Here is a 12,804-nt window from a genome sequence, read left to right on the forward strand (position 1 = left end):
GTTCGAGGTCAGGGGGCGTCAGATGCGCCCCGGAGCCCGCCGTTCAGGGCTGTGTCCACGGTCCCCCGTACGGCGGATCCATCCCTTCGGGGGCAGTAGCGGCGCGTTGGGCACCCTCCCCGCGCGACCCCAAATAGCGTCCAGTAGGGTTTGGTCCGCATAAACATCCAAACCCCTGCCTGCGTCAGGGCCGGCGACCGACCCGAACACGGCCGCGGCCGGCCGCGCGGGCCGAGACTCTCGGGAAGGCGCTACGTGAGTCCCTACGGCTCCGACCGCTCGCCGCGGCGCCCGATGCGGCGGAAGCTGCTGCAGGCGCTGACTGCGGGCGTGGTCCTGGCGACCGCCACTGGTTGCTCGTATACATGGAAAGACTTCCCCCGCCTCGGAATGCCGACTCCGGTAACCGAGGAGGCGCCGCGCATCCTCTCCCTGTGGCAGGGATCCTGGGCGGCCGCGCTCGTCACGGGCATCCTGGTGTGGGGCCTGATCATCTGGAGCGTCATCTTCCACCGGCGCAGCCGGACGAAGATCGAGGTCCCGGCGCAGACCCGGTACAACATGCCCATCGAGGCGCTGTACACGGTGGTACCGCTCATCATCGTCTCGGTGCTCTTCTACTTCACCGCGCGTGACGAGTCGAAGCTCCTCGCCCTCACCCCGAAGCCGCCGCACACGATCAACGTGATCGGCTTCCAGTGGAGCTGGGGCTTCAACTACATCGAGAACGTCGACGGCGACGCGGCCACCCCGAAGGCGGGTGCGGTTCCCAAGGAGCTGGCCTCCATCCCGGACCGCTTCACCAAGGACTTCCCGGCGGGCGCCGAGGGCGTCTACGAGAAGGGCGTCCCGAGCGACCGCAACCCGCAGACGGGCAACCCGGGTCCGACCCTGGTCCTCCCCAAGGGTGAGAAGGTCCGCTTCATCCTGTCGTCCAACGACGTCATCCACTCCTTCTGGGTGGTCCCCTTCCTGTTCAAGCAGGACGTCATTCCGGGCCACACCAACGTCTTCGAGGTCGTCCCCAGCCAAGAGGGCACCTTCATGGGCAAGTGCGCCGAGCTCTGCGGCGTCGACCACTCCCGGATGCTCTTCAACGTCAAGGTCGTCTCCCCCGAGGAGTACAAGACGTACCTGAAGGAGCTGGCGGAGAAGGGTCAGACCGGCTTCCTCCCCGCCGGTATCAAGCAGACCGACCCGGCCCGGAATGCGGAAGTGAACAAACTGTGAGCATCCTCAACGAATCCCAGGGTGCCCCCGCAGCCGACTCGTACGAGAACGAGCTGCCGGTGCGGCGCAAGCAGCCGGGCAACGTGGTCGTGAAGTGGCTCACCACCACCGACCACAAGACCATCGGCACGATGTACCTGGTCACCTCGTTCGTGTTCTTCATCATCGGCGGTCTGCTGGCGCTCTTCATGCGTGCCGAGCTGGCCCGTCCGGGCACGCAGATCATGTCGAACGAGCAGTTCAACCAGGCGTTCACCATGCATGGCACGATCATGCTGCTGATGTTCGCCACCCCGCTGTTCGCGGGCTTCGCCAACTGGATCATGCCGCTCCAGATCGGCGCGCCCGACGTGGCGTTCCCGCGGCTGAACATGTTCGCGTACTGGCTGTACCTCTTCGGCTCGACCATCGCGGTGGCCGGCTTCGTGACGCCGAACGGCGCCGCCGACTTCGGCTGGTTCGCCTACTCCCCGCTGTCGGACGCAGTCCGCTCGCCGGGCATCGGCGCCGACATGTGGATCATGGGTCTGGCCTTCTCCGGCTTCGGCACGATCCTCGGCTCGGTCAACTTCATCACCACGATCATCTGCATGCGCGCTCCCGGCATGACGATGTTCCGCATGCCGATCTTCACCTGGAACGTGCTGCTGACCGGTGTCCTGGTCCTGCTCGCCTTCCCGGTCCTGGCCGCCGCGCTCTTCGCGCTGGAGTCCGACCGCAAGTTCGGCTCGCACATCTTCGACAGTGCCAACGGTGGAGCACTGCTCTGGCAGCACCTCTTCTGGTTCTTCGGACACCCGGAGGTGTACATCATCGCGCTGCCGTTCTTCGGCATCGTCTCCGAGATCATCCCGGTCTTCTCGCGCAAGCCGATGTTCGGTTACATCGGCCTGATCGCCGCGACGATCGCGATCGCCGGCCTCTCGGTGACCGTGTGGGCCCACCACATGTACGTCACCGGCGGTGTGCTGCTGCCGTTCTTCTCCTTCATGACCTTCCTGATCGCGGTACCGACCGGTGTGAAGTTCTTCAACTGGATCGGCACCATGTGGAAGGGCTCGCTGTCCTTCGAGACCCCGATGCTCTGGACGATCGGCTTCCTGGTCACCTTCACCTTCGGTGGTCTGACCGGCGTCATCCTGGCCTCGCCCCCGATGGACTTCCACGTCTCCGACTCGTACTTCGTCGTCGCCCACTTCCACTACGTCGTCTTCGGCACCGTGGTGTTCGCGATGTTCGCCGGCTTCCACTTCTGGTGGCCGAAGTTCACGGGCAAGATGCTGGACGAGCGCCTCGGCAAGATCACCTTCTGGACGCTGTTCATCGGCTTCCACGGCACCTTCCTGGTGCAGCACTGGCTGGGCGCCGAGGGCATGCCGCGTCGTTACGCGGACTACCTCGCGGCCGACGGTTTCACCACGCTGAACACGATCTCCACGATCAGCTCCTTCGTGCTGGGCCTGTCGATGCTGCCGTTCATGTACAACGTGTGGAAGACGGCCAAGTACGGCAAGAAGATCGAGGTCGACGACCCGTGGGGCTACGGCCGTTCGCTCGAATGGGCGACGTCCTGCCCGCCGCCGCGGCACAACTTCCTCACCCTGCCGCGCATCCGTAGCGAGTCGCCCGCGTTCGACCTCCACCACCCGGAGATCGCCGCACTCGACCACCTCGAGGACCACGGCGCCAAGGCGGCCGTCACCGGTGGCAAGGAGGCCGGCAAGTGAAGATCCAGGGCAAGATGTTCCTCTGGCTCTCCTTCTTCATCCTGATCATGGCCGTCGTGTACGGCGTGTGGTCGAAGGAGCCCGTCGGAACCACCGCGCTCTTCCTGGCCTTCGGCCTGAGCGTCATGATCGGCTACTACCTGGCCTTCACGGCCAAGCGCGTCGACGAGATGGCCCAGGACAACCTGGAGGCCGACGTCGCCGACGAGGCCGGCGAGCTGGGGTTCTTCTCCCCGCACAGCTGGCAGCCGCTCTCGCTGGGCATCGGTGGCGCGCTCGCCTTCATGGGCGTCATCTTCGGCTGGTGGCTCATGTACTTCTCGGCCCCGATCATCCTGATCGGCCTGTGGGGCTGGGTGTACGAGTACTACCGCGGTGAGAACGCCAACCAGTAGGACGCAAAGCACCGCGCGGCCCGGCCGCGCACCACGTGGGGCCCGGACACCTCTTCGGAGGAGTCCGGGCCCCTCGTTTGCAGTCACCCCGCGCGCCGTAATTGTCATATCTTCATAGCGTTGGCCCCATGAAGCACTCACCGCGTCTTTGGACGGTACTCAGCTGCTCCCTGCTGGTCGCGTCCCTCGGGGCCGGCGCCACCGCATGCGGGTCCGGCGACAACCCGCTGTCGGCCCGCCCGGTCGACGCGGGCGAGCAGGTCGCCTTCAACCAGACCGCAGGCAGCCGCCCCGTCGACCCCAACCGGCCCCTGGAGATCACCGCCAGGAACAAGGGCAGCCGGATCACCGACGTGACGGTCGTGGACACCCACGGCCGCCGCCTGGCGGGCGAACTCAGCGCCAAGGGGGACCGGTGGCACAGCACCGTCCCCATGGCCGCAGGCGTCCGCTACACCGTCACCGTGAGCACCGAGGACCAGCGGGGCACCCCGGGCAGGCGCACGATGGCCTTCGACACCACCCCGTCCAAAGGCGTCCTGAAGGTCGAATTCGGCCCGGAGGAGGGCAAGTACGGCGTCGGGCAGCCCCTCACCGCCGACCTCAACGAGCCCGTCAAGGACAAGGCGGCACGCGCCGTCGTCGAACGGGGCCTGGTCGTCGACGCCCCGGACGGGGTCGAAGGCGCCTGGCACTGGGTCGACGACAAGAAGCTGCACTACCGCCCGAAGGAGTACTGGCCCGCCAACACCACCGTCTCCGTACGGAGCAACCTGGAGGGCATCAGGATCACCGACGACCTCCACGGGGCCGCCGCCAAGCCCCTGAAGCTGGAGATCGGCGACCGCGTCGAGGTCACCACCGACGCCTCCGCGCACTGGCTGACCTTCAAGCGCAACGGAGAAGTGATCAATTCCATCCCGGTCACCACCGGCAAGCCCGGGTTCTCCACCCGGAACGGCATCAAGGTGGTGCTGGGCAAGCAGTACTACGTACAGATGCGCGGGGACACCGTCGGCATCGGCGGCAGCGAGTACTACAACCTGCCCGTCTACTACGCCACCCGCGTCACCTGGAGTGGTGAATACGTCCACGCCGCCCCGTGGTCCATCGGCTCCCACGGCTACGCCAACGTCAGCCACGGCTGCACCGGCATGAGCACCGGCAACGCCGCCTGGTTCTACGAGAACATCACCGAGGGCGACATCGTCCAGGTGATCAACAGCATCGGCGACGACATGGACATCTTCGGCAACGGGTTCGGGGACTGGAACATGGACTGGAAGGACTGGCGCGAAGGCAGCGCCCTCCTCAAGGGCACCCGGGAAGGCCGCAGTCACATCGACCAGGCGCGCCTGAGGCCCACGGTCTGACCGGCCGGGCCCCCGGACGCGGTCCGGGGGCCTTCCGGGCGTACGCGGGCGTCAGGCCGCCGAGGAGGACAGCCTCGCCCGCAGCAGGCCCGCCAGGGCGTCCGCGAACTCCACCGGGTCCACCGGAAGGGTCACCGCGGCGTCCGCGCGGCTCCACGTGGCCAGCCAGGCGTCCTGAGGGCGCCCCATCAGCAGCAGCACCGGGGGACACCGGAAGATCTCGTCCTTGATCTGCCGGCACACACCCATGCCCCCGGCCGGAACCGCCTCGCCGTCCAGCACGCACACGTCGATGCCGCCCGCGTCCAGCTCCGACAGGACAGCCGGCAGGGTCGCGCACTCCAGGAACTCCACCGGCGGCAGATCCGCGGCCAGGCGGCGGCCCGCCGCCAGCCTCACCTGCTCCCGGGTGCCCGCGTCGTCGCTGTAGACCAGAACCCGCGCAGTCGCCCGCATTTCGATCCTCCACGTGTCCCATGAATCACGTTGATGTTGCGCGGGATGCTACTCCTCCCGCCGCCCTGTCAACATCGGTTCGGACATGTGCACGGGGCTGTTCGGAGGGGTCATCTGATGGGCCGTTCGGGCCTTGCACACGCCCCTGACACTCCGAACGGCACCCCCCGGGGTGAGGGCGGGATAAGCGACCGACATAATGTCGGTCGTGGCGACAGCAACGACAGTAGATACCGGGCACGCGCACCCGACGGTCAACCGGCCGAACCTCGTCAGCGTCGGAACCATCATCTGGTTGAGTTCCGAGCTGATGTTCTTCGCGGCCCTCTTCGCGATGTACTTCACCCTGCGATCCGTGACGGGTCCCGAGTACTGGACGGAACAGGCGAACACCCTGAACCTCCCGTTCTCGGCGACGAACACGACGATCCTGGTTCTTTCCTCCCTCACCTGCCAGCTCGGCGTATTCGCCGCGGAGCGCGGTGACGTGAAGAAGCTCCGGACGTGGTTCATCATCACGTTCGTCATGGGTGCGATCTTCATTGGCGGCCAGGTGTTCGAGTACACCGAGCTGGTCAAGCACGAGGGCATGAGCCTCTCGTCCGGTCCGTACGGCTCGGTCTTCTACCTGACCACCGGCTTCCACGGTCTGCACGTGACGGGCGGTCTCATCGCCTTCCTGCTGGTCCTCGGCCGGACGTACGCGGCCAAGAGGTTCACCCACGAACAGGCCACGTCGGCCATCGTCGTGTCCTACTACTGGCACTTCGTCGACGTCGTCTGGATCGGCCTCTTCGCGACGATCTACCTGATCAAGTAGCGAACACGTCACCGGGCCCGACCCGGCACTCCATCCAGACACACCGACGCAGAAGATCCTGACACCGGGGTAATCCGTGAAAAAGCTCTCCGCACGACGACGCCATCCGCTGGCGGCGGTCGTCGTTCTACTCCTCGCGCTGGCGGCCACTGGGGGGCTGTACGCCGCCTTTGCTCCCGCGGGCAAGGCGCAGGCCGATGAAACCGCCCAGTCCCTCGCCATCGAGGAGGGCAAGAAGCTCTACGCCGTGGGTTGCGCAAGCTGCCACGGAACCGGCGGTCAGGGTTCCTCTGACGGCCCGAGCCTGGTCGGCGTCGGCTCCGCGGCCGTCGACTTCCAGGTGAGCACGGGCCGCATGCCCGCCCAGCAGCCCGGCGCCCAGGTGCCGAAGAAGCCGGTCATCTACACCCAGGCGCAGATCGACCAGCTGGCCGCGTACATCGCCTCCCTCGGCGCCGGCCCGATCACGCCGACCGAGAAGCAGTACGACCCGGCGGACGCCGACATCGCCAACGGTGGCGAGCTGTTCCGCAACAACTGCGCGCAGTGCCACAACTTCACCGGTGAAGGCGGCGCGCTGACCAACGGCAAGTACGCCCCCAACCTTGAGGACGTCTCGCCGAAGCACATCTACGAGGCCATGCAGACCGGCCCGCAGAACATGCCCTCCTTCCCCGACAGCACCATGCCGGAGAAGCAGAAGAAGGACATCATCGCGTACCTCCAGAACGTGAACGGTGAGAAGTCGACCAACCCCGGTGGTCTCAAGCTCGGTGGCCTCGGCCCCGTCTCCGAGGGTCTGTTCGGCTGGATCTTCGCTCTGGGTGCGCTGATCGCTGTCGCCGTCTGGGTCGCGGCCCACACCGCTAAGGCCAAGAAGTCATGAGTAGCCAAGAGATTCCCGAAGAGAAGCACCTGCCGAGCGAGCAGGGCGACGCCCACCACGGTGGCGTAGCAGTGGCGGACGACCCGTTCGCCGACCCGGGCCTGCCGGTCCACAAGCCGCGCATCCAGGACATCGACGAGCGTGCGGCGAAGCGTTCCGAGCGCACCGTCGCCATGCTGTTCACGCTGTCGATGCTGGCCACGATCGGCTTCATCGCCTCGTACGTGATCTTCCCGGTCGACAAGATCGTCTACATCTTCCCGCTCGGGAAGGTCAGCGCGCTCAACTTCGCCCTGGGTATGACGCTGGGCATCGCCCTCTTCTGCATCGGCGCGGGCGCGGTCCACTGGGCCCGCACCCTGATGTCCGACGTCGAGGTCGCCGACGACCGCCACGAGATCGCCGCTTCGCCGGAGGTCAAGGCGAAGGTCCTGCAGGACTTCGCCGACGGCGCCAACGAGTCCGGCATCGGCCGCCGTCCGCTGATCCGCAACACGATGCTCGGCGCGCTGGCCATGCTGCCGCTCTCCGCCGTCGTGATCATGCGCGACCTGGGCCCGCTGCCCGAGGACAAGCTGCGCCACACCATGTGGGCCAAGGGCAAGCTGCTCATCAACCAGAACACGATGGAGCCGCTGCGTCCCGAGGACGTGCTCGTCGGTTCGCTGACGTTCGCCATGCCCGAGGGCCTGGACGAGCACCAGCACGACTTCCAGACGCAGATCGCCAAGGCCGCCCTGATGATCGTCCGCATTCAGCCGGAGGACATCAAGGACAAGCAGGAACTCGAGTGGTCCCACGACGGCATCGTGGCCTACTCGAAGATCTGCACCCACGTCGGCTGCCCGATCAGCCTGTACGAGCAGCAGACGCACCACGTGCTCTGCCCGTGCCACCAGTCCACCTTCGACCTCTCCGACGGCGCCCGCGTCATCTTCGGCCCGGCCGGTCACGCGCTTCCGCAGCTGCGGATCGGCGTGAATGGTGACGGCTTCCTCGAAGCGCTCGGCGACTTCGAAGAGCCCGTCGGTCCTGCATTCTGGGAGCGCGGATGAGCACCGCCACTGACAACAAGGCGCGCAAAGCGCCGGCCGGCGAGCGCGTAGCGGACTGGGCGGACGGCCGCCTGGGCATCTACAGCCTGGCCAAGGCCAACATGCGCAAGATCTTCCCGGACCACTGGTCCTTCATGCTGGGTGAGATCTGCCTCTACAGCTTCATCATCATCATCCTCACGGGTGTGTACCTGACGCTGTTCTTCCACCCGAGCATGAACGAGGTGGAGTACCACGGCAGTTACGTCCCCATGCAGGGCGTGCTGATGTCGGAGGCCTTCGCCTCGACGCTCGACATCAGCTTCGACGTCCGCGGTGGTCTGCTCATCCGCCAGATCCACCACTGGGCGGCGCTGATCTTCGTCGCGGCGATGATCGTGCACATGATGCGCGTCTTCTTCACCGGCGCGTTCCGCAAGCCGCGCGAGGTCAACTGGATCTTCGGCTTCCTGCTGCTGGTCCTCGGCATGTTCACCGGCTTCACCGGTTACTCGCTGCCGGACGACCTGCTCTCGGGTACCGGTGTCCGCTTCATGCAGGGCGCCATCCTGTCCGTCCCGGTCGTCGGCACCTACCTGTCGATGTTCCTGTTCGGCGGTGAGTTCCCGGGCGGCGACTTCGTCGCGCGCTTCTACTCGGTGCACATCCTGCTGCTGCCCGGCATCATGATGGGCCTCCTCGTGGCCCACCTGATCCTGGTCTTCTACCACAAGCACACCCAGTACGCGGGCCCCGGCAAGACGAACAACAACGTCGTCGGCATGCCGCTGCTGCCGGTCTACATGGCCAAGGCCGGAGGCTTCTTCTTCCTGGTCTTCGGCGTCATCTCGGTCGTCGCCGCGGTCGCCTCGATCAACCCGATCTGGGCCCTCGGCCCGTACCGCCCGGACCACGTGTCCACCGGTGCGCAGCCCGACTGGTACATGGGTATGCCGGAAGGCCTGATCCGTGCCATGCCCGGCTGGGAGATCAACCTGTGGGGCCACACGCTCGTCCTGGGCGTGTTCATCCCGCTGATCCTCTTCCCGCTGGTCCTCGGCGCGATCGCCGTCTGGCCGTTCATCGAGTCCTGGGTCACCGGCGACAAGCGCGAGCACCACATCCTGGACCGCCCGCGCAACGTCCCGACCCGTACGGCCTTCGGTGTCGCCTGGATCGCGGAGTACATCGTGCTCCTCATCGGCGGCGGCAACGACATGTTCGCCCAGTACTTCCACCTGTCGATCAATGCGATCACGTGGTTCGTCCGGATCGGCTTCTTCGCCGTCCCGGTCGTCGCCTTCATCGTCACCAAGCGGATCTGCCTCGGCCTCCAGCGCCGGGACCGGGACAAGGTGCTGCACGGTCGCGAGACCGGCATCATCAAGCGCCTGCCGCACGGTGAGTTCGTCGAGGTCCACGAGCCGCTCCCGCAGGGCAAGCTGCACACGCTCACCGCGCACGAGCAGTACAAGCCGATCGAGATCGGCCCGACGGTCGACGAGAACGGTGTCGAGCGCAAGGTGAAGGCCACCGAGAAGCTGCGCGCGAAGCTCAGCAAGGGCTTCTACGCCGAGGGCAACCAGATTCCCAAGCCCACGGTGGAGGAGTACAAGGAGATCCAGTCCGGCCACGGCCACCACTGATCCCCCGCACCACCGCATGAGGGACTGATTTCGGTCAGTCCTGGTGTCGCCACGGTGAGAGCCCCGTCCAGTGTCCGGACGGGGCTCTTTGCCGTAACCGGGGCTGGATAGGCTGATCTCCGACCCATTCGACGTGGAACCCCCATCAACAGCAGGAGCGGACCATGAACGTTGCGACCCCGGCAGGCGGCGACAGCGTGGCGGCCCGTGGCTGGCCGGCCGTTCTCGACGCCCTGCTGACCGGCCAGGACCTGAGCGCCGACGACACCGCCTGGGCCATGGACCGGATCATGCGCGGGGAGGCCACCGACGCCCAGATCGCCGGCTTCGTGGTGGCCCTGCGGGCCAAGGGGGAGACGGTCGCGGAGATCAACGGCCTGGTACGGGCCATGTACGAGCACGCCAACCTCATCGAGGTACCGGGCCGGACCGTCGACATCGTCGGCACCGGCGGCGACGGCGCCAAGACGGTCAACATCTCCACGATGTCGGCGATCGTCGTCGCCGGCACCGGCGCCAAGGTGGTCAAGCACGGCAACCGTGCCGCGTCCTCCGCCAGCGGCTCCTCCGACGTCCTGGAGAAGCTCGGCGTCAACCTCGACCTCCCCATCGACGGCGTGGTGCGGGTCGCGGAGGAGGCGGGCATCACCTTCTGCTTCGCCGTGAAGTTCCACCCCGCCCTGCGGCACGTCGCGGGCGCCCGCCGGGAACTGGGCATCCGCACCACCTTCAACGTCCTCGGCCCGCTGACCAACCCCGCCCGCGTACGGTCCCAGGCCACCGGCGTCGCCGACCCCCGGATGGCCCCCATCGTGGCTGGTGTGCTCGCCGAGCGCGGCTCGTCCGCCCTGGTCTTCCGCGGCGACGACGGCCTCGACGAACTGACCACCACCGCGACCTCACGGGTCTGGTGGGTCCGCGACGGCAAGGTCTCCGAGCAGACCTTCGACCCGCGTGACGTCGGCATCCCGCTGGTCGGCGTCTCCGCCCTGGCCGGCGGGGACCCCTCGTACAACGCGGACGTGGCCCGCCGCCTGCTGGCCGGCGAGACCGGACCGGTACGCGACGCCGTCCTGCTGAACGCCGCCGCCGCCCTGGTCGCCCTGGACCCGGGCACGGGCACCCTGGAGGAGCAGATCGCGGCCGGCATCACCCGCGCGGCCGAGTCGATCGACTCCGGATCCGCCCGGGCCGCACTGGAGCGCTGGGTGACGGCCAGCAACGCCTGATCCGGCACGCGTTTCGAGCCAGACCCCGGTCCACCATGCGGACCGGGGTCTTGCGCCCGGAGGATCTTGTGGCAGGATGCGGACCAGGTCACGAGTGACAGCGTTCAGGCCCCGGCTTGCTGTCCGGCAACCCTCCTTCCGTGGCGGGGTGCCCCGGGTGATGACCGGGCCGTAGGCAGCAAGGCCTACGGCAAGCGCGGATCCCTCGACACCAGGGGTCCTGGTCTCTCGAGGAGCGTTTTCCGTGAGCAAGCGAATGCGATAGGGCGACTGCCGCCCCTACTTCACCCTCGGACCAGGGTCACTTCGGCGTACCCCGCCCCTCCCGTCCGAGGCCCCTCCCGTACCCCGGACGGCCGCAGCGCCGTACCCGCGTACGGGCACACCGAAGCCATTCAGCCCTGCCTGCCGGGAGATACCGCCATGTCCGCATCCCTGAACGCCGCCGTCGCCACCGCCACCACCGTCGCGTCGGACCCCGCCTGTGCCGAGCCGCTCGCCGTCCTCGGCCGTGACGTCACCGTCCCCCTCGTCACCGGCGGCGAGGTCACCTACGCGGCCCTCGACTACGCGGCCAGCGCCCCCGCCCTCCAGCGGGTCTGGGACGACGTGGCCGCCTACGCCCCCTACTACGGCAGCGTCCACCGCGGCGCCGGATACCTCTCGCAGCTCTCCACCGACCTCTTCGAGCAGAGCCGGGCCACGGTCGCCGAGTTCCTCGACTGCCGCCCCACCGACCAGGTCGTCTTCACCCGCTCCACCACCGACTCACTGAACCTGCTCGCGGCGGTGATCCCCGCCGACTGCCAGGTGTTCGTCTTCGAGACCGAGCACCACGCCTCGCTCCTGCCCTGGACGAACGCGCAGGTCAGCTACCTCAACGCGCCGCGCACCCCCGACGAGGCCGTCGCCACCCTGGAGCGGGCGCTCGCCGACCGCACTGCATCAATCGAAGAGGGCTACGGCCCGGCGCTCGTGTGCGTCACCGGCGCGTCCAACGTCACCGGCGAGCTGTGGCCGGTGAAGGAACTCGCCGCCGCCGCGCACGCCCACGGCGCACGGATCGTCCTGGACGCCGCCCAGCTGGCCCCGCACCACCCCGTCTCCGTGCGCGACCTCGACGTCGACTGGGTCGCCTTCTCCGGCCACAAGCTCTACGCCCCCTTCGGCTCGGGCGTCCTCGCCGGCCGCGCCGACTGGCTGCAGCAGGCCGAGCCGTACCTGGCCGGCGGCGGAGCCTCCCGCAAGGTCTCCCGCCGCGAGGACGGCGGCGTCGACGTCGAGTGGCACACCACGGCCGCCCGCCACGAGGCCGGCTCCCCGAACGTCATCGGCGTCTACTCCATCGCCTCCGCCTGCCGGGCCCTGACCGAGGCGGGCTTCGAGAACCTGGTGGCGCGCGAGCAGCGGCTGGTGGAGCGGGTCCGTCAGGGCCTCGCCGAGGTCCAGGCCGTGCGGGTGCTGTCCCTCTTCGGGGACGACGCCCCGCGGGTCGGCGTCATCTCCTTCGTCGTGGACGGCTGGAACAGCTCCCACTTCGCCGCCGCGCTCTCCGCCGAGTACGGGATCGGCGTACGGGACGGCCTGTTCTGCGCCCACCCGCTGGTGCGGACCCTGCTGGGCAGCGAGCCGCAGACGCAGGGCGAGTGCGGGGCCCCGGAGGCGGCGCCGGGGGAGCGGTCGCTGAACGCGATCCGCGTCAGCTTCGGTGCGGGCACCCCGGACGAGCACGTCGACCGCTTCGTGCGGGCGGTGAAGGAACTCGTCACGGACGGCGCGAAGTGGCAGTACCGCACGGAGGAAGGCCGCTGCGTACCGGCGGTCTGACCTGCCGTGCCCCTGCGGGGTTGCTCGGCGGTGTGCGGTGCCCCTGCGGGGTTGCTCGGCGGTGTCCCTGCGGGGTTGCTCGGCGGTGTGCGGGTCGGGCGGTGTCCTGTGCGGGAGTGGAGTCGGGCGGTGGTGTGCGGGTGTGGGGTGGTGCCCCGCACGAGGGTCTCCTCGGCTCGGC

General features: G+C 67.9%; 11 protein-coding genes and 1 riboswitch. Of the genes, 10 read left to right on the forward strand and 1 reads right to left on the reverse strand.

Annotated elements, in window-relative coordinates:
• Positions 1-255: 255 nt before the first annotated feature.
• The 4 genes from ctaC (at position 256) to AAT21_RS03675 (ending at position 4,725) form a co-directional block, all read left to right on the forward strand.
• Entirely contained in the window at positions 256-1,230 is a 975-nt protein-coding gene (ctaC, locus tag AAT21_RS03660; RefSeq protein ID WP_046775202.1) for an aa3-type cytochrome oxidase subunit II, read from the forward strand.
• The gene (gene ctaD, locus AAT21_RS03665) at positions 1,227-2,957 is read left to right on the forward strand and encodes an aa3-type cytochrome oxidase subunit I (RefSeq protein WP_046775203.1); all 1,731 of its coding nucleotides are present in this window, start codon (positions 1,227-1,229) and stop codon (positions 2,955-2,957) included. Before ctaC ends, ctaD begins: the two co-directional genes overlap by 4 nt.
• A complete protein-coding gene (locus AAT21_RS03670; RefSeq protein WP_030849356.1) occupies positions 2,954-3,352 on the forward strand; it encodes a cytochrome c oxidase subunit 4 in 399 nt (132 codons plus the stop codon). The genes ctaD and AAT21_RS03670 overlap by 4 nt, the downstream gene beginning before the upstream one ends.
• A 128-nt stretch (positions 3,353-3,480) precedes the next feature.
• Positions 3,481-4,725 (forward strand): L,D-transpeptidase, encoded by a 1,245-nt coding sequence (locus tag AAT21_RS03675; RefSeq protein WP_046775204.1) that lies wholly within the window; start codon positions 3,481-3,483, stop codon positions 4,723-4,725.
• A 51-nt stretch (positions 4,726-4,776) separates the two neighbouring features.
• Here AAT21_RS03675 and AAT21_RS03680 read toward each other — a convergent pair whose 3' ends face one another.
• The gene (locus AAT21_RS03680) at positions 4,777-5,181 is read right to left on the reverse strand and encodes a DNA-binding transcriptional response regulator (RefSeq protein WP_046775205.1); all 405 of its coding nucleotides are present in this window, start codon (positions 5,179-5,181) and stop codon (positions 4,777-4,779) included.
• Positions 5,182-5,380: 199 nt separating this feature from the next.
• On the opposite strand from AAT21_RS03680, the gene ctaE reads away from it, so the two are divergent.
• The 6 genes from ctaE to AAT21_RS03710 all read left to right on the forward strand — a co-directional run bounded on the left by ctaE (position 5,381) and on the right by AAT21_RS03710 (position 12,623).
• Positions 5,381-6,001: an aa3-type cytochrome oxidase subunit III gene (ctaE, locus tag AAT21_RS03685; RefSeq protein ID WP_030849365.1), complete on the forward strand. Its 621-nt coding sequence runs from the start codon at positions 5,381-5,383 to the stop codon at positions 5,999-6,001.
• A 76-nt stretch (positions 6,002-6,077) separates the two neighbouring features.
• Positions 6,078-6,887: a cytochrome bc1 complex diheme cytochrome c subunit gene (qcrC, locus tag AAT21_RS03690; RefSeq protein ID WP_030036316.1), complete on the forward strand. Its 810-nt coding sequence runs from the start codon at positions 6,078-6,080 to the stop codon at positions 6,885-6,887.
• Complete coding sequence (gene qcrA, locus AAT21_RS03695) at positions 6,884-7,942, forward strand: cytochrome bc1 complex Rieske iron-sulfur subunit (RefSeq protein WP_046775206.1); 1,059 nt, start codon at positions 6,884-6,886, stop codon at positions 7,940-7,942. Before qcrC ends, qcrA begins: the two co-directional genes overlap by 4 nt.
• Positions 7,939-9,567, forward strand: coding sequence for a cytochrome bc1 complex cytochrome b subunit (gene qcrB, locus AAT21_RS03700; RefSeq protein ID WP_046775207.1), 1,629 nt, complete (start codon positions 7,939-7,941; stop codon positions 9,565-9,567). Before qcrA ends, qcrB begins: the two co-directional genes overlap by 4 nt.
• Before the next feature lie 164 nt (positions 9,568-9,731).
• Positions 9,732-10,796: an anthranilate phosphoribosyltransferase gene (trpD, locus tag AAT21_RS03705; RefSeq protein ID WP_046775208.1), complete on the forward strand. Its 1,065-nt coding sequence runs from the start codon at positions 9,732-9,734 to the stop codon at positions 10,794-10,796.
• Between the two features lie 86 nt (positions 10,797-10,882).
• Positions 10,883-10,999, forward strand: a riboswitch (SAM riboswitch).
• 220 nt (positions 11,000-11,219) lie between these two features.
• The gene (locus AAT21_RS03710) at positions 11,220-12,623 is read left to right on the forward strand and encodes an aminotransferase class V-fold PLP-dependent enzyme (protein WP_046775209.1); all 1,404 of its coding nucleotides are present in this window, start codon (positions 11,220-11,222) and stop codon (positions 12,621-12,623) included.
• Positions 12,624-12,804: the final 181 nt, after the last annotated feature.

The organism is Streptomyces yangpuensis (assembly GCF_001005295.1).
Taxonomy (GTDB): Bacteria; Actinomycetota; Actinomycetes; order Streptomycetales; family Streptomycetaceae; genus Streptomyces; species Streptomyces yangpuensis.